The sequence below is a fragment of the Sedimenticola sp. genome (assembly GCF_050289425.1).
GTDB lineage: Bacteria > Pseudomonadota > Gammaproteobacteria > Chromatiales > Chromatiaceae > Sedimenticola.
Genome location: NZ_JBNKFS010000014.1, coordinates 50,448 through 67,767 on the forward strand (window position 1 = coordinate 50,448; position 17,320 = coordinate 67,767).

The 17,320-nt window shown below is 54.0% G+C and carries 19 protein-coding genes and 1 tRNA gene; 8 read left to right on the forward strand and 12 right to left on the reverse strand.

Annotated features, from left to right (window positions below):
- Positions 1–31 precede the first annotated feature (31 nt).
- The 7 genes from hscB to ACQY5R_RS11265 all read right to left on the reverse strand — a co-directional run bounded on the left by hscB (position 32) and on the right by ACQY5R_RS11265 (position 5,036).
- A complete protein-coding gene (gene hscB, locus ACQY5R_RS11235; RefSeq protein WP_428608295.1) occupies positions 32–577 on the reverse strand; it encodes a co-chaperone HscB in 546 nt (181 codons plus the stop codon).
- Between the two features lie 59 nt (positions 578–636).
- Positions 637–960, reverse strand: coding sequence for an iron-sulfur cluster assembly protein IscA (gene iscA, locus ACQY5R_RS11240; protein WP_428608297.1), 324 nt, complete (start codon positions 958–960; stop codon positions 637–639).
- Positions 961–1,032: 72 nt separating this feature from the next.
- Entirely contained in the window at positions 1,033–1,419 is a 387-nt protein-coding gene (gene iscU, locus ACQY5R_RS11245; protein ID WP_428608300.1) for a Fe-S cluster assembly scaffold IscU, read from the reverse strand.
- 94 nt (positions 1,420–1,513) lie between these two features.
- Complete coding sequence (locus ACQY5R_RS11250) at positions 1,514–2,728, reverse strand: IscS subfamily cysteine desulfurase (protein WP_428608302.1); 1,215 nt, start codon at positions 2,726–2,728, stop codon at positions 1,514–1,516.
- A gap of 28 nt (positions 2,729–2,756) precedes the next feature.
- A complete protein-coding gene (iscR, locus tag ACQY5R_RS11255) occupies positions 2,757–3,275 on the reverse strand; it encodes a Fe-S cluster assembly transcriptional regulator IscR (RefSeq protein WP_428608305.1) in 519 nt (172 codons plus the stop codon).
- A 60-nt stretch (positions 3,276–3,335) separates the two neighbouring features.
- A complete protein-coding gene (gene cysE, locus ACQY5R_RS11260; protein ID WP_428608308.1) occupies positions 3,336–4,163 on the reverse strand; it encodes a serine O-acetyltransferase in 828 nt (275 codons plus the stop codon).
- 144 nt (positions 4,164–4,307) lie between these two features.
- The gene (locus ACQY5R_RS11265) at positions 4,308–5,036 is read right to left on the reverse strand and encodes an RNA methyltransferase (protein WP_428608311.1); all 729 of its coding nucleotides are present in this window, start codon (positions 5,034–5,036) and stop codon (positions 4,308–4,310) included.
- A 127-nt stretch (positions 5,037–5,163) separates the two neighbouring features.
- Between ACQY5R_RS11265 and ACQY5R_RS11270 the strand changes: the two genes are divergently transcribed.
- Both ACQY5R_RS11270 and ACQY5R_RS11275 read left to right on the forward strand, forming a co-directional pair.
- Positions 5,164–5,961 (forward strand): inositol monophosphatase family protein, encoded by a 798-nt coding sequence (locus ACQY5R_RS11270; RefSeq protein ID WP_428608313.1) that lies wholly within the window; start codon positions 5,164–5,166, stop codon positions 5,959–5,961.
- Between the two features lie 159 nt (positions 5,962–6,120).
- The gene (locus ACQY5R_RS11275; RefSeq protein ID WP_428608316.1) at positions 6,121–6,366 is read left to right on the forward strand and encodes a hypothetical protein; all 246 of its coding nucleotides are present in this window, start codon (positions 6,121–6,123) and stop codon (positions 6,364–6,366) included.
- A gap of 61 nt (positions 6,367–6,427) precedes the next feature.
- Here ACQY5R_RS11275 and secF read toward each other — a convergent pair whose 3' ends face one another.
- The 5 genes from secF to queA all read right to left on the reverse strand — a co-directional run bounded on the left by secF (position 6,428) and on the right by queA (position 12,158).
- Positions 6,428–7,366 carry a protein translocase subunit SecF gene (gene secF / locus ACQY5R_RS11280; RefSeq protein WP_428608319.1) on the reverse strand — a complete coding sequence of 313 codons (939 nt, stop codon included), beginning with the start codon at positions 7,364–7,366 and terminating at the stop codon, positions 6,428–6,430.
- A 14-nt stretch (positions 7,367–7,380) separates the two neighbouring features.
- Entirely contained in the window at positions 7,381–9,234 is a 1,854-nt protein-coding gene (gene secD, locus ACQY5R_RS11285; protein WP_428608322.1) for a protein translocase subunit SecD, read from the reverse strand.
- A gap of 93 nt (positions 9,235–9,327) precedes the next feature.
- On the reverse strand, positions 9,328–9,660 hold the full coding sequence (gene yajC / locus ACQY5R_RS11290) for a preprotein translocase subunit YajC (RefSeq protein WP_428608325.1): 333 nt from the start codon (positions 9,658–9,660) through the stop codon (positions 9,328–9,330).
- Positions 9,661–9,847: 187 nt separating this feature from the next.
- A complete protein-coding gene (tgt, locus tag ACQY5R_RS11295; protein WP_428608327.1) occupies positions 9,848–10,942 on the reverse strand; it encodes a tRNA guanosine(34) transglycosylase Tgt in 1,095 nt (364 codons plus the stop codon).
- A 190-nt stretch (positions 10,943–11,132) separates the two neighbouring features.
- Positions 11,133–12,158: a tRNA preQ1(34) S-adenosylmethionine ribosyltransferase-isomerase QueA gene (queA, locus tag ACQY5R_RS11300; RefSeq protein ID WP_428608329.1), complete on the reverse strand. Its 1,026-nt coding sequence runs from the start codon at positions 12,156–12,158 to the stop codon at positions 11,133–11,135.
- A gap of 105 nt (positions 12,159–12,263) precedes the next feature.
- On the opposite strand from queA, the gene ACQY5R_RS11305 reads away from it, so the two are divergent.
- The 6 genes from ACQY5R_RS11305 (at position 12,264) to ACQY5R_RS11330 (ending at position 17,276) form a co-directional block, all read left to right on the forward strand.
- Positions 12,264–12,350 (forward strand) — tRNA-Leu (locus tag ACQY5R_RS11305).
- Positions 12,351–12,853: 503 nt separating this feature from the next.
- Positions 12,854–13,084, forward strand: a complete 231-nt coding sequence (locus ACQY5R_RS11310) for a zinc ribbon domain-containing protein (protein WP_428608332.1) — start codon at positions 12,854–12,856, stop codon at positions 13,082–13,084.
- Between the two features lie 4 nt (positions 13,085–13,088).
- The gene (locus ACQY5R_RS11315) at positions 13,089–13,481 is read left to right on the forward strand and encodes a VOC family protein (protein WP_428608334.1); all 393 of its coding nucleotides are present in this window, start codon (positions 13,089–13,091) and stop codon (positions 13,479–13,481) included.
- 21 nt (positions 13,482–13,502) lie between these two features.
- Complete coding sequence (locus ACQY5R_RS11320) at positions 13,503–14,183, forward strand: helix-turn-helix transcriptional regulator (protein ID WP_428608337.1); 681 nt, start codon at positions 13,503–13,505, stop codon at positions 14,181–14,183.
- A gap of 586 nt (positions 14,184–14,769) precedes the next feature.
- Positions 14,770–16,134: a substrate-binding protein gene (locus ACQY5R_RS11325; protein WP_428608339.1), complete on the forward strand. Its 1,365-nt coding sequence runs from the start codon at positions 14,770–14,772 to the stop codon at positions 16,132–16,134.
- A gap of 176 nt (positions 16,135–16,310) precedes the next feature.
- On the forward strand, positions 16,311–17,276 hold the full coding sequence (locus ACQY5R_RS11330) for a TAXI family TRAP transporter solute-binding subunit (RefSeq protein WP_428608342.1): 966 nt from the start codon (positions 16,311–16,313) through the stop codon (positions 17,274–17,276).
- Positions 17,277–17,320 lie beyond the last annotated feature (44 nt).

The following is a 17,320-nucleotide window of genomic DNA, read 5'->3' on the forward strand; positions in this document are numbered from 1 at the left end:
CTGTCACAGCTAATCAAGGCGGCTTAATTTATTATAGGGCGTCATCTAATTCCGCTTCGAGTGATTCAGCTTCATAGCGAAGTTTTTTTAGAAACTGCATCTTGAGCAAATTCTCTTTGGCCGCTTCGAGTTGATCGGGCGTTGCCGCTTCAAACTGAACCGCCATCTGCGCAATCAAGGCGTTGATCCGGCGATTGACATCCGACATGAAATCCGCAATCACCTGATAGGGATTGGGCTTGTCCCGAGCGGCCTCCAGTTCTTCACGCAGCTCCATCTGCTCCATCAGGAACACGGCATCCCGGGTGGTCTCCTGACCATGCTCCATATTGATGCCATTCAGACTCAGGAGATAACCGGCTCGAAGTACCGGATCCTTTAGCGTCTCATACGCCTCATTGATGCGCACAGACCCCTGCATTGAGAGGCGGCGCTCCTGTTCAGTCGAATTGGCAAACCGGTCAGGATGCACCGCCCGCTGTAACTCACGATAATGAGTCGAAAGCTGATCAGTATCTACGATATAACCCACCGGCAAGCCAAACAACTCAAAGTAGTTCTTTGAGAAATCCAGCATCGCTTTGCGTTAACAGCTATTGGATAAATTGAAATCTATTCTGATATCGGGCAAACCGATCAGACGTTAAAGCTTTCGCCACAGCCACAAGCGTCCTTCACGTTGGGGTTGTTGAATTTAAACCCCTCGTTGAGTCCCTCTTTGGTGTAGTCCAGCTCGGTACCGTCCAGATAGAGCAGGCTCTTGGGATCGACCAGCACTTTCACGCCGTGCTGTTCAAAAATCTGGTCATCCGCCTCACTCTCATCCGCGAACTCCAGCACATAGGCCATGCCAGAGCAACCGGAAGTCCGTACACCCAGCCGTATACCCAGGCCTGACCCGCGATTCTCTAAAAAAGTGCGAACATGCTTGGCAGCCGCTTCAGTGATGGTAATGGTCATATCGTCTCACTCCGGGCACCCAATCGGCAGCCCGATTACAACAAATACAGAGGCAATATAATGCCTTAACGGCTAGCTCTTTGCATTCTTGGATGTGTAATCCTGCACCGCGGCCTTAATCGCATCCTCTGCCAGTACCGAACAGTGGACCTTGACCGGTGGCAGGGCCAACTCCTCAGCAATCTGAGTATTCTTGATCTGCTGTGCCTCCTCCAGGGTTTTGCCCTTAACCCACTCGGTCAACAGACTGCTGGAAGCGATAGCGGACCCACAGCCATAAGTCTTGAACTTGGCATCTTCAATGACGCCTTGATCATTGACCTGGATCTGTAACCGCATCACGTCACCGCAAGCCGGGGCACCGACCATACCGGTGCCGACATTCTTGGCATCCTTGTCCATCACGCCCACGTTGCGGGGGTTCTCATAGTGGTCCAAGACCTTATCACTGTATGCCATACTCAATTCTCCGGATTCAGCGCACGGCCCGATTTATGCCGCTGACACTGGTAAACTGCAAATAGATTAACCCTATACCTTCATCAGACAGTGGCTAGTGAGCGGCCCACTGTACCGAATTGAGATCAATCCCTTCCTTGAACATATCCCACAGGGGTGACAGCTCACGCAGACGGTTGACCTGCTGACTGATCTGGCTGACGACGTAGTCAACCTCTTCCTCTGTGGTAAAACGGCCAATGGTAAAACGAATCGAGCTATGCGCCAGCTCATCTTCCCGACCGAGCGCACGCAGTACATAACTGGGTTCCAAACTGGCCGAGGTACAGGCCGAACCGGAGGATACGGCAAAATCCTTCAGCGCCATGATCAATGATTCACCTTCCACATAGGCAAAACTGACATTCAGGTTACCGGCCACCCGCCGCTCCAGGTCGCCATTGAGATAGATCTCATCCATTCCCTTCATGCCATTCCAGAGCCGGTCACGCAGTTGCATGATGCGCTCATTGTCCTGTGCCATTTCCGCTTTGGCGAGCCGAAATGCCTCACCCATACCGACAATCTGGTGGGTAGCCAGGGTTCCGGAACGCATGCCGCGCTCATGTCCACCGCCGTGCATCTGGGCTTCGAGACGAACCCGTGGCTTACGCCGTACATAGAGTGCACCAATCCCTTTCGGACCATAAATCTTGTGCGCGGAGAGCGACAGTAAATCCACCTTCATGCGCTCCATATCCAACGGCACTTTGCCCGCACTTTGCGCGGCATCCACATGGAACAGGATCTTGCGTGAACGGGTCAGTTCGCCAATGGCTTCGATATCCTGAATCACGCCAATTTCATTGTTCACGTGCATGATGGAGACCAATATGGTGTCATCACGCATCGCTGCTTCCAACTTACCCAAGTCGATCAACCCATTTGGCTCGGGATCCAAATAAGTGACTTCAAATCCCTCACGTTCCAGCTGACGACAGGTATCCAAAACCGCTTTATGCTCGGTTTTGCAGGTAATGATGTGCTTACCCTGCTTCTGGTAGAAATGGGCGGCACCCTTGATGGCCAGGTTATCGGATTCCGTAGCCCCCGATGTCCAGACAATCTCTTTGGGATTGGCATTCAGCAATGCGGCCACATCGTTGCGCGCCTGTTCCACCGCGTCATCTGCATCCCAACCAAACTTATGCGAGCGGGAAGCTGGATTTCCAAACATACCGTCCGGTGTCAGGTATTGGCACATTTTCTCGGCAACCCGGGGATCAACCGGTGTGGTGGCCGAATAGTCCATGTAGATGGGTAATTTCATCATCACTCCAAAATGTTATCGACGGAATTCAGGCTCTGGCGCCCGTTCCTACCGCAGTCGTTGCAAATTTCACATCCGCAGATGCGGTGGCCTTTTCAGCGGCACGCCGCAACTCCTCATCCTGTCGCTGGGCTACCTTCTTAACTCCGCGCCTTTCCATCAGATCATGCAGGCTGATGCGGTTAAGATAGTCATAAATCTGATCACTGAGATCGTGCCAAAGGTCATGGGTCAAACAGCGCTCATTGTCCTGGCAGTTATGACTGCCACCACAACGTGTCGTATCGACTTTCTCATCCACTGCCGTAATCACCGAGGCGATAAAAATCTCATTCGCCTCCTTGCCCAGCACATAACCACCGCCGGGGCCCCTGACACTGGCCACCAGCAGTTTTTTACGCAGACGGGAGAACAGCTGTTCTAGGTAAGAAAGGGAGATGCCCTGTCGCTCGGCAATGTCCGCCAGCGTGATGGGACCCTGCCCCTGATGGAAAGCCAGGTCCAACATGGCGGTTACTGCATAGCGTCCTTTTGTGGTTAACCTCACAGCAAATACTCCTGAAATATTTGATGACGCTAATATATAATACCTGACTGAATCAGTCAACTATTCAGGAGTACTATTTTCCGTAACTTGAGGTGTCGAGATCGAGTCTGCAGCTCTTTGTATTTTAAGCAATTCTTCCGCAGTTGAGGCAATCTCACAGGAATCGATCTCAGGTATATCCAGATCAGGCTGCTCTTCGCTGACCCGGCGAAGAATTTGACACATGGTCTGCATACGCTGATCCATGACATGGATATGGTCAAGCATGCAGTTGATGGCATGCGCGACCGGATCCGGTGCATCGCTGGTAGCACCGTAGGCATCGAAACCCATCTTCTCAGCCATTTCCGAACGCCTGGATGCGGTGGCCCCTGAAGAGGCCTCAATCAGGCGTCCAGGAACCCCCACAACCGTTGTGCCCGGTGGCACCGCCTTCAGCACGACCGCATTGGAACCGATCCGCGCCCCGTCTCCCACCTCAATGGGCCCCAGCACTTTGGCGCCTGCACCCACTACCACATTGTTACCCAGGGTCGGATGTCGCTTCCCCTTTTGCCAACTGGTACCACCCAATGTGACACCGTGATAGAGAGTACAATCATCCCCGATCACCGCTGTCTCACCGATCACCACGCCCATACCATGATCGATAAAGAATCGCCTGCCAATTGATGCGCCTGGGTGGATCTCAATACCGGTAATCCATCTAGCAAAGGTGGACAACACCCGAGCAAGCCAACAGAGGCCGATATTCCACAGCCAATGGGTCAGGCGATGCATCAACAAGGCGTGTAGACCCGGGTAGGTAGTCAGCACATCAAAGGCGTTACGGGCCGCCGGGTCACGGTCAAAAACGCTAGCAATATCTTCTTTTAGACGAGAGAACATTCGGGATCCCATTTACTCCAAGTACGGCACCTGAGAGAGCTATTCCCGACTATTCTACTCGATTATTTTACCTACTGACCAGCACCCGTCATTGCAACGCATATAGAGATAGTGAGGAACCGGGTACGCGCCGGTCAACTTCACTCACTCGCGGCGCATGGATTTACGACCCTGCGCGGCACTCAGAATACCGCGCAAGATATTGACCTCTTCGGTGTCAGGGCGGGCGCGCAGGAACAAGCGGCGCAATCGACGCTGCAGCTTCTCCGATTGTCGGGGGTTACTGAAACCAATATCCTGCATCGCCTGCTGCAAATGTTGGAAAAATCCTTCCAGGGACGCCATGTCCGCGACAGCCACCGGGTCGGCCACCGGCGTTTGCACCTCGGGCAGAGACTGGATATAGATCTCATAAGCAATCACCTGCAGCGCTTGTGCGATATTCAGCGAGCTGTATTCAGGATTGGCAGGGATATGCACCAGATAGTGGCAGCGATCCAGCTCGCTGTTACGCAATCCGGAGCTCTCCCGGCCGAACAAAATCGCCACCTCACCCTGGGCGGCCTCGGCCCACAGTTGCTCGGCACAGGCACGGGGCAATAACTGTGGCCACTCCACCGTCCTGAGCCGGGCGCTCGCCCCCACGACCAACCGACAACCGGCCAGCGCCTGATCCAGCGTCTCGTACACTTGGCACTGTTCCAGGATACTGTCAGCACCGGCGGCGCGAGCCGTCGCTTCGGCGCTGGGATAGGTTCGCGGGGAGACCAGACAAAGCTGCGACAGGCACATGTTCTTCATCGCCCTCGCTGCCGCTCCGATATTGCCCGGATGGGTGGTCTCTATCAGAATAATTTTGATGTTCTTCAGCATAGCCGTAAAGCGTACAGGATTCGGTGCCTTTTCTCAGCCACCCTGAATCCCTGCATGGCAAAAAAATCCGCCTCTAACAGCGATTTCTCCTTTATAAGATGCGCCGCTTCATGTATCTTCCACGCCCATGCACCCAATGATGAATATTGCTGTCCGCGCCGCCCGTAGCGCCGGTAACATCCTCCTCCGTTATTACGAGCGATCCGACACCCTGACGGTCACCCAGAAGGGGTTGAATGATTTTGTATCCGAGGTGGATAGGGCTTCTGAAAACGCCATTATCGACACCCTGCGGGGCGCTTACCCCAACCACTCCATCCTGGCAGAGGAGAGTGGCAGCAAAAGCGGCAATGAGTTCCAGTGGATTATCGATCCGCTGGATGGCACCACCAATTACCTGCATGGCTTCCCCCAGTTCTCCATCTCCATCGCCCTGAAACACAAAGGTGTCCTGGAACACGGGCTGGTCTACGATCCGCTGCGCGATGAAATGTTTACCGCCAGTCGTGGCGACGGCGCACTGTTAAATGATCGCCGAATCCGCGTCACCAATAGGAAAAGCCTGGAAGGCGCCCTGCTGGGAACCGGCTTTCCCTATCGCGACCAATCTAACCTGGATGCCTACCTGGGCATGTTCCGGGCACTGATCAAGGATACCGCCGGCATTCGCCGCCCGGGATCAGCGGCGTTGGATCTCGCCTATGTAGCGGCCGGTCGCCTGGACGGATTTTGGGAGTTGGGGCTCTCCGAGTGGGATTTCGCCGCCGGAGCACTACTGGTGAAAGAGGCAGGTGGAACCGTATCGGATATCAACGGTGGTGGTCGCTTTTTCGAAACCGGCAATATCATCGCTGGAGGCCTGCGGCTCCACTCCGCCATGTCCAATGTCATTCGCCCACATCTCACAGAACAACTGCGCGCTTAATCCAGCCAATCTTCTGACATTTATCACGATACCTATTCGTATCAGTTCGAACGAATCACATTTTCCGATCACATCCTTAAGTTTTTCCAGCCCCTACCGATAACCGGTTTAAGTTCATCGGACAGACTATGTTCCATGAGGTTTTGGAGGCCGGGTGGCATGAAGGACAACTCAGATTTAACGACAACGGTCAGCGACCGGGCGCTTGAAATGATCATGCGCGATGTACTGGATGGTCTGTATGAGCTGTCACTGGCATACTCATTGAGTGCCGACAGCGGGGATTTCGAGATCCTGGAAATTCGTCCCGCCAGTGAGTCCCAACGAAATCGCATACCCTCCAAGAGCAACTCCAGAGACGCAGAGATCATCGATTTTCCAAACCTGAAACGCGCCTGCGGATAGAAGCACTAGGCACAAAAAAGCCCGGCGGGTGTCGTCACCCGCCGGGCTTTTTTCATTTGCCTCAAGGCTCCGCATCCACCCCGGCGCCTTCTTTAGGTATCGGCATCAAATCGGCCTTGCTGATACCCAGCATCAGTACCGCGGTACTGGCCACATAGATCGACGAGTAAGTACCCACTACAATGCCGATAATCAGGGCAAAGGCAAAGCCGTGAATGATCTCGCCACCAAACACAAACAGAGCCACCAACACCAACAACGTGGTCAGCGATGTCATCAGGGTACGGGACAAGGTCTGGTTCAGCGAGCTGTTGACAATCTCCACCGCACTCCCTTTGCGCATCTTGCGGAAGTTTTCTCGGATCCGATCAAACACCACGATGGTATCGTTCAACGAGTAGCCGATTACCGCCAGCACCGCCGCCAACACCGTGAGGTCAAACTCGATCTGAAAAATAGAAAATATGCCCAACGTGATCAGCACGTCATGGATCAGCGCAATAACCGAACCCAACGCAAAGCGGTATTCGAAGCGTAACGCCACATAGACCAGAATACCGATCAAGGCATAAAGCATCGCCAACCCGCCATCCTCGGTCAACTCATCCCCCACTTGCGGACCGACAAACTCGACCCGGCGCAGGGATGCTTCTCCCGCTTCCGCCTGTTTCAAAGCGGCGAAGGCGCGGTCACTCAACTCTGCACTACCCAACTCTGCCTGAGGCGGCAAACGGACCAACACATCTTTCGAGGTACCAAAGTGCTGTACCGTTGCTTCGCCAAACCCGCCGGCCGCCAGCACCTCCCTTACCTTGGCCAGTTCTACGGCATCTTGGTAGCCAACCTCGACCAGGGTACCCCCGGTAAAGTCGATCCCGAGGCTCAACCCCCGCACCAGGACAGCCCCGATGGAGACCAGAACCAACAAAAGGGATAAGGTCGCGGCGATTCTTCGCTTGCCCATGAAATCGATATTGGTCTTTCTTTTAAAGATCTGCATCAGAATTATCTCAATCAGATACTGAGCTTGGCGACACGCTTACCGCCATAGATCAGGTTTATCAAAGCGCGGGTACCCACAATGGCAGTAAACATGGAAGTCAGGATGCCGATAAACAGGGTCACGGCAAAACCCTTAATGGGGCCCGTACCGAAACTGAACAACACGACGGCCGCAATCAAGGTAGTGATATTGGCATCCACGATGGTAGATAACGCTTTTTCATAACCGGAAAAAATACTGGCCTGGGGCGTACTGCCGTTACGTATCTCTTCACGAATACGCTCGAAGATCAAAACATTGGCATCTACCGCCATACCCACAGTCAATACGATACCGGCAATACCCGGCAAGGTCAGGGTAGCCTGCAACATGGAGAGGATCGCCACGATAAACACCAGGTTCATCAGCAACGCCAAGTTGGCCACCAAGCCGAACACCTTATAGTAGACAGCCATAAAGACGATCACCAAAGACAGGCCAATTAATACCGAGGCGAAGCCTTGATCGATATTATCCTGCCCCAGGCTTGGGCCGATGGTGCGCTCCTCCACGATATCGATCGGTGCCGCCAGCGCGCCGGCACGCAGCAGCAAAGCCAGGTCATGGGCCTCTTCAGGACTATCCAATCCGGTGGTCTGGAAACGGCGGCCAAAAGGCTCAAGGATGTTGGCAACGCTGATCACCTCTTCCACCTGAACCTTGCGGGTCACCGGCTTGCCATCGACCAGATGGGTCTCTTTACGTGATTCAATAAAGACCACCGCCATCGGTTTATTGACATTTTCCGTGGTCACGTTGCGCATGCGCCGTGCGCCCTGGCTATCCAGGCTGACCGACACCATGGGGCCGCCACTACGCTGGTCGAATCCTGACGCGGCATCGGTGATCTGGTTGCCGGTCACGATTACCCGTTTTTTCAGCAAAATGGGCCGACCATCTCGCGTTTTATACAGCTTGGAACCGGGCGGTACCTTACCGGCCAGCGCATCTTCCACGCTGTGTTCGGTATCTTCCAGACGGTATTCCAGTGTTGCAGTCGCTCCCAGCAGTTCCTTCAGTTTCGCCGGATCCTGGGCACCCGGGAGTTGCACCACAATCCGCCGTTCACCCTGCTGTTGGATAACCGGTTCGGATACGCCCAGGGCATTGACCCGGTTACGCAACGTAGTGATATTCTGATCCAGGGCGAACTTCTTAACCGAGCGTTGCTCACTGAGGCTCATTTTGGCCTGGACCAGATATTCATCCCCTTCATCCACGGCCTCAAGCAGCAGGTCACGGTATTCGTTCCCGATCGCATCCAGTGCCTTGTCACGCAGGCCGGCTTCTTTGAACGAGACCAGGATCGCATCGTCACGCTGGGTTACCCGGCTGTAGCGCAATTTCTCGCCACGCAGCAGGGTACGAATATCGCCGTTATAACGTTCCATGGCTTGGCTGACTGCCGCATCCATGTCGACATCGATCAACACATGAATACCGCCACGCAGATCCAATCCCAGATACATGGGCAAGGCGCCCACGCTCTTGAGCCAACCCGGCACATCGGTAGAGAGTGTCAGCGCCTGGGTATAATCGCCCCCTAGCTTTGCCTCTAAAATCTCTTTGGCCCGGAGCTGGCTTTCTGAGTCATTGAATCTGACCAGCAGTTTATTGACACCTGCAGTAGTCGATTTAATGTCTATCTTTGCGCTACCGAGCGTCGTTCGGATCGTCTCCTCGGTTGAGGCGTCAACTGAGACACGGCGGCTGCCGCTGATCTCCAGCGAAGGGTCCTGATCAAATACGTTCGGCAAGGCGTAAACCAGGCCGATCAATATCAGGACCACTACGAGGATGTTCTTCCAGAGAGGATATCGGTTCATCGTTATCTGTTATTGTGGAAGCGCTACACGGACAAGATCGGTCTATTCCAGCCTGCCCGAATGAAACAGCCGGCCACAAGGGCCGGCCAGTGATTACAGCTCTTTCAGAGTGCCTTTGGGCATGATGGCCGACACCGCCTGACGACGAATCTTCACCTCTACCCCTTCGGCGATCTCCACCTTGACGAAATTCTCACCCAGATCAGCTATTTTGCCCATCAATCCGCCTTCGGTTTGAACTTCATCCCCCTTGGCCAGGGTCTCGACCAGCTTTTTGTGCTCTTTTTGACGTTTCATCTGCGGACGAATCATCAGGAAATAGAGCATGATAATTAGGCCGATCGGCAGGATCAGGCCTTCAAAACCCGGTGCACCCGCACCGCCGCCGGCCGCCTGGGCCATGGCATCTGAAATAAAGAAACTCATGGTGTTGTTACCTTAAGTCAAGTGGTCAAAATGTACTGATTCGGCACGGACCACACCGCACAGGAATCACAAGCGGGGCATTATGCCACAGTTGTTATCATTAAAGAATTGATCAGGCCGCACTGTATCCCAGCCAAAACACTCTCCGCCCTAATTGCGACTCTGTCGATGGCATTTCAAGTGGCCACTAGGCCCGCGTAGCATAGAATTCCCGGACAAAGGCATCAAACCGCCGTTCAGAGATGGCCTGGCGAATATCCCGCATCAGCGATTGGTAGTAATGGAGGTTATGGATGGTATTGAGTCTGGCACCCAATATCTCATTACAACGGGATAGATGCCGCAGGTAGCTACGACTGTAGTGTTGGCAAGTGTAGCAGTCGCAAAGGGGATCCAGAGGGCCGGTATCCTTGGCGTGTACGGCATTGCGGATGCGCACCACTCCCTGATGGGTGAAAAGATGGCCGTTGCGCGCATTGCGGGTCGGCATAACGCAGTCAAACATATCGATACCCCGTCGCACCGCCTCCACAATATCCTCCGGCGTCCCGACTCCCATCAGATAGTGGGGCTTATCCGCCGGCAGTCTTGAGGAGAGATAATCGAGTACCCGCCAGCGATCAGCCGGCGGTTCGCCTACGGACAACCCGCCCACCGCATAGCCATCGAAGCCGATCTCCGCCAGCCCTTCCAGCGACCGCCCGCGCAGGGATTCAAAGACCCCCCCCTGAACAATACCAAACAGGGCCGACGGATTGTCGCCATGGGCTTGCTTGCTACGCTCTGCCCAGCGTAGGGATAACTCCATGGAGACTCTGGCCTCGATCTCCGTCGCCGGATAGGGGGTGCACTCATCGAAAATCATCACAATATCGGAACCCAACTGGCGCTGTACCGCCATAGACTCTTCCGGCCCCATGAATATCCGGCTACCATCGATGGGCGAGCGAAAGTGAACACCGGCCTCGGTGATCTTGCGCATCGCCCCCAGACTGAATACCTGAAAGCCGCCAGAGTCGGTCAAAATCGGCCGCTGCCAATGGATAAAATCGTGCAGATCGCCGTGGGCGGAGATGATCTCCGTCCCTGGACGTAACATCAGGTGGAAGGTATTCCCAAGAATGATCTCCGCGCCGGCGGACGCCAGCTCCTCTGGTGTCATCGCCTTCACCGTACCGTAGGTCCCCACCGGCATAAAGGCCGGCGTCTGTATCGAACCACGCGGAAATGTGATCTGACCACGACGGGCAGCACCGTCAATATTTGCGACTTCAAATAGCATGATTTATATCAACATAAATGGATTTTAAGAACTTGACACACTGCAGCATACATTAGAAACTACGCATGTACTGAAAAACACTCAGTACGCACTCCTCCATCCTCCTTTGGTGGATTTATTTACGCGGCAATCCACTTGCCGCGTTTTTTTTGCCCATGATTTTATTGCCGGCCTCAATCCAGGCAATTTCCTAGCTTGATCGCTCCAGGAACATCGCATCACCGTAGCTGAAAAATCGATAGCGTTGAGCCACGGCATGCCGATAGGCCTCCATTACTCTTTCGTGACCGGAAAATGCTGCCACCAACATCAGCAGCGTCGACTCCGGTAGATGGAAATTGGTCACCAAGGCATCCACGCATCTAAATCGGTAACCTGGTGTAATAAATAGCCGGGTGTCCCCATAAAATGGCTGCAATTGACCCGCATGTGCCGCGGATTCGAGGCTGCGCACGCTGGTGGTACCGACCGCCACAACCCGCCCGCCCCGGGCGCGGGTCTCCTGGACCTGCTTACACACGTCCACTCCCACCTCGACATATTCGCTATGCATCACATGATCTTCCAGCCGATCCACCCGGACCGGTCTGAAAGTCCCCGCCCCCACATGCAGGGTGACGTGGGCACGTTCAACCCCCATGGCATCAAGCCGGGATAACATCGCGTGATCGAAATGGAGCCCGGCGGTGGGGGCCGCCACAGCACCTTCACGCTTGGAATAGACCGTCTGGTAGCGCTCCTCATCCAACGCCTCGTCATCACGACTGATATAAGGAGGCAGCGGCATGTGACCGGCCTGTTGCATCAGCGCATGCAGCTCGGTATCCGGGGCATCGATGATAAACAGGTCATCCTCTCGGCCCTGCACGATCAATACACCTCCCCCTTCCAACAGGATACGGCTACCGGGCTTGGGAGACTTACTGGCCCGGATATGCGCCAAACCCCGGCTTGGTTCCAACACCCGCTCGATCAATAGCTCAACGCGCCCGCCACTCTCCTTGCAGCCATACAATCTGGCTCGCATCACCCGGGTATCATTGAACACCAACAGGTCGCCGGGATTGAGCAATGCGGGCAGGTCGACAAACAGACGATCCACCACTTCCCGATTATCGGAAGGCAGGTGAAGCAGACGGCTATCCTGCCGGTTTCCAGCGGGAAACTGGGCAATTAGCTCATCGGGGAGGTCATAGTGGAAGTCACTTCTCTGCATGGGGGGCGAATCTTACCATAGACAGCGGTGCGGCCAAGGCTTCTATTAGGTATCCATAGAGGGATTGCACTGCCCAACGAAACGATTATACTACGCCTCTCCAAAGCCGGGGTGGTGAAATTGGTAGACACAGGGGATTCAAAATCCCCCGGGGGCAACCCCTTGTCGGTTCGAGTCCGACCCTCGGTACCAAATAAAAAAACCCGTTAAGTTCATCGAACTTAACGGGTTTTTTTCTTGCCCATAACCTTAGTTCGAATAGCAGCTTAAGATGCCAGTTCTCGCGTTTCGTAGGTACCCTTCTCAAGTTTCATAACTGCGAAGAAAGACTCAGCCACTGCGCGCCCCCGGAAGGTCACTTAAAAGTTACGCCGTAGCACCGCATGGTATTTAGCACAATAAACAACCACATCCCGCTTCGTCTTCTACTCTACCTTCTCCAGCAAACATGGGCTGTGGATCATAAAGTGTTCTAATTGGCATCTGCCTGCAACTGCTCGCCTCGCAGGTCATGGGGCTCAATCAAAAAATACTGTAGCTAATCCTGCTGACTCATTTTTGGAAAAACCCGGATGTCAAAAAGTGTTGAATCCATGTCATGCAACGCGTCAAAATCCTACTGACACAACGCTGTCAGTAGGGCGGGAATAGAGTAGGAGCCTCAAGATAACTTGTATCCATTGAAGGAGAGAATAATGAAATTTTGTCATTCGTGCGCAGCCCCGCTGGAGAACCCGCAATTTAAGGGGCCCTCCGAATCCTATTGTGTTTATTGCACCGATGATCAGGGCACACTAAAGCCTCGGCAAGCGGTGAAAGAAGGGGTGGCTGGCTGGTTTCTGGAGTGGCAGCCTGGTATCGACCCGCAAGCAGCGCAAGCGAGAGCGGAACACTATCTCCTGGCCATGCCGGCGTGGGCGGAGTGATCCCATGAAAACAAATCAACTGATGCCCTGTGTGGCACTACCCGATTTGACCCTGGCACGAACGTTTTACCAAACCAACTTCGATGCGAAGGTGATGTTTGATTGCGGCTGCTATCTGGTCCTCAAAGTGGGCGACACCGAGTTTGCCATGATGACGCCGCAGGAGGGGGATTGCGCTCCGTATACCGGAAGCGGTTTAACCTTCAACTTTCGTGTGCCGGATGTCGATGCCGAGTATCGGCGCCTCACCGAACAGGGGCTCGAGCCCGTGATGCCACTGGAAGACCATCCTTGGGGCGATCGCGGATTTTCGGTAAATGATCCGAACGGGGTCAGCCTCTATCTTTATACAGAAAAGGAGCCGGATGACGCGTTTAAACCTTACTTTAAAACCTGACGGGCTTAGGGGTCTGCCCGGATGAGGAGGGCAGACCGCCTGTTTCAGCTGGTTCAACTTCTGCGTCATGACCGGGTAGTGACCGCCCGTCACTTGGCGCAGGAGTTGGAGGTATCCGAGCGCACCATTTATCGGGATATTCAAGACCTTTCCCTGTCCGGCGTACCCATCTTGGGTGAAGCAGGCGTGGGTTATCGGCTTCTTAAAGGGTTTACCCTGCCGCCACTGATGTTCAGTGAAGATGAGTTGGCCGCGTTACTCACGGGTATGCGTATGGTGCAAGCCTGGACAGACCGGGACATGGCGCGAGCGGCTCAGGGGGTGATCAACAAGGTGGAATCGGCCGTGCCGGAACCATTGCGCCCTGAATTGGCACGCTCTGAGATTTTGGTTCCGGATTTCAATATTGGCCCGATCATGGCCCACCATTTGTCCGCTCTCAGGCGCGCCTGTCGCGAATTGCATAAAGTGCGACTCTCTTACGTGCGGGCAGATGGCGAAACATCGGAGCGTGTGATTCATCCGCTAGGTCTGTTTTACTGGGGCAAGGTCTGGACCCTGGTGGCCTGGTGCGAACTGCGTAGCGATTTCCGCCACTTTCGTTTGGATCGGATTCAATCGCTGTTAGTTACCGATCGATGTTTTGAATTGCAAGTCGGTCATACACTGAACGATTACCTGGCCCAGGTGACTTCCTGTTAAGCGATACCAAAACGCTCAAGACAGGGGCTAAAAGCCCACTAAAGATCCGGCGCCGGAGCCAGTTCCGTCTCACAACGGATAGCTGTTTGCTCCAGGTCCCTCTCGGTATCCCTTATGGTGACACGCGCAATGGTGGATATCCCAGGACCATGCCGTGGTTTTCGTCGCATACAGCGGCACCAGATACAAATAACATTTAAGGCCACCCATAGCGATTTCTTCATACCACCAACTGCAGGACTCCTGCCCTTCGCCGTACTATCCTCCCACCCGTCCTGTGGCATGAGTTTGCCGGGTTATTCACAATAATTTGAACGCGCCAGCGATTCTCCTCAATTAATCGGTAAAGCTGCCGATGCACTGCTATACCGGGTCGGCTGCAGGCTGCAGTCGCCTCTATGTTGGCAGCAACATATTATAATGCAATAGACTTGACCCTCTCTTTAAATTCAATGAGTTATTGCGCAGTCTCGTTGTTTCTGACAAGAGTTCAACAGGGCAGATCTGTGCCTGGATCGCCAGGCAACATGAATCAAACAGCTTAAAAAGAGATGGGCCCGAGCCCAAGTGAGAGGATGAGATAGCGATGACAGATCACAGTTCTGACAAGTTCAACACCCTTTCCCGGCGTGGTTTCATGAAGCTGGGGGCCGCATCGGTTGCTGCGGCCAGCTCCCCCCTGTTCTTCATAAAAGATGCCTGGGCCGAGCAAGCGATAGGTAACTACCCGGTAAAAGGCAGTACGGTGAAATTCGGCTTCAACTTCCCTCAGAGTGGCGCCTATGCCGATGAGGGAGCTGATGAGGGCCGAGCCTACAAACTGGCCGTCCAGCACATCAACAATGGAGGCGGCATGCTCAACACCCTGCAACCGCTTGCCCTGAAAGGTAATGGTGTACTGGGTAAAAAAGTTGAATATGTTGTTGGGGACACCCAATCCAACCCTGCGCGAGCACGTGTCAGCGCCCGTCGTATGATCGAGCAAGATGGTGTCATTATGTTTTCAGGCGGCTCTTCCAGTGCCGTGGCCATTGCGCAGCAGTATCTGGCACAGGAGAAGGGTGTCGTGTTCATGTGCGGCCTGACCCACTCCAACGACACGACCGGAAAAGATAGACGCCGCTACGGCTTCCGCCACTTTTTCAACGCTTATATGAGTGGCAAGGCACTCTCTCCGGTACTGGCGAAGAATTATGGCAATGACCGCCGAGCCTTCCACTTGACCGCCGATTACTCCTGGGGCCATACCCAGTACGCCTCAATGAAAGAGTTCACCGAAAAAGAGGGATGGACCACGGTCAACAATATCATGACCCCCTTGGGTTCCAGGGACTATTCGATGTTCATCACCGCAATCCTGAACTCCGATGCCGATGTACTGATCCTCAATCACTACGGAAAAGATATGGTCAACTCCCTAACCCAGGCGGTTGAATTCGGATTACGGGACCTGCAGAAAAACGGTAAGACCATTGAAGTGGTGGTACCACTGTTCAGTCGCGTAATGGCAAAAGGTGCCGGCGCGTCCAATATCGACGGCGTGTATGGCACAACCGGTTGGAACTGGACCCTGCAGGACCCCGGCTCCCAAGCCTTTGTTAAGAGCTTTACCAAGGCGTACGGCTTTCCGCCATCTCAGGCCGCCCACACCTGCTATGTGCAAACTCTGCTCTATGCCAACGCGTGTGAAAAGACTGGGACATTCTATCCCCCAGAGGTAATCAAAACCCTGGAGAACTCCCGTTACACAGGCATTGGCCCTGGACAGACCTTTTATCGTGGCGAGGACCACCAGTGCTTTAAGGATATGCTGGTCATGAAAGGCAATGGACCGGACAGCATGACCGGACAATATGATCTGTTGAAAATCGTGGAACAGGTGAAGGGCGAAGATACCATCTACGGTCCCGACACTTTCCCGGGTGAGCTAGGCCCGTATATACCGAGCTAACCCTGCACCGAGACGTCGCCCCTCGTTACGGGCGGCGTCTCTGCCCAACCGCTCCTGCTCCCGCCAGAATTTCCAGAATATCCACGAGATCGGCAATAACCCCAGTGATGAACTATTGTTCACACCCCTGTTTGCGGTTATTTTGAGCCAGACAGCAAACGGAGAACCCTTCCACGATGGCCAGCAGAATCAAACCGCTACTGATCCTATTCTTCAGCGTGCTACTCGGCAGCCGTATTGCCGGCGCCGAAACCTTCACCGTTATCGGTACCGGCGGCGTGACAGGCGTCTATTACCCGACCGGCAGTTCGATATGCAAACTGGTCAATAAAGAGCTTAAACACCACGGAATCCGCTGCGCCATTGAATCGACCAACGGCTCGGTCTACAACCTCAACGCCTTGCACAAAGGCGAGCTGGACATGGCGATAGCCCAATCGGACTGGCTCTATCACGCCTTCCATGGCACCAGTAAGTTCAGCGACAACGGGCCGAATCCCGACCTGCGTACGCTCTTCTCGATCCACCCGGAACCCTTTACGGTGGTGGCGCGTGCCGACGCAGGCATCAAGCACTTTGAAGACTTAAAAGGGAAGCGCGTCAACATCGGCAATCCCGGATCGGGGCAACGGGGGACCATGGAGGTGGTCATGGAGGCCTATGGCTGGACGGTCAGTGATTTCGCCTTGGTATCGGAACTCAAATCTTCGGAGCAATCCAAGGCACTGTGTGATAACAAGATCGATGCCATGGTCTTTACTGTCGGTCACCCCTCCGCCTCCATCAAGGAGGCTACTAATACCTGCAAAACCGTCATCCTAAATGTAGACGGGCCGTTGATCGAAAAACTGGTTGCGGAAAACGAGTATTACCGCTTTGCCACCATTCCTGGCGGCATGTACACGGGCAACCCCGATGACATCAAAACCTTTGGCGTCGGTGCCATATTTGTCAGTACCACCTCAATCCCCAACCAAACTATCTATCATGTAGTGAAATCGGTTTTTGATAATTTCCAGACCTTTACCGGTTTTCATCCGGCATTCAGCAATCTGCGGAAAAAAGAGATGATCAACGAGGGGCTGCCCGCCCCTATCCATGAAGGCGCTCTACGTTATTATCGCGAAGCGGGTCTCATGTAATCCAACGTGATGTTCTGGTGCATCTTGAAACCAGTGAATCCACC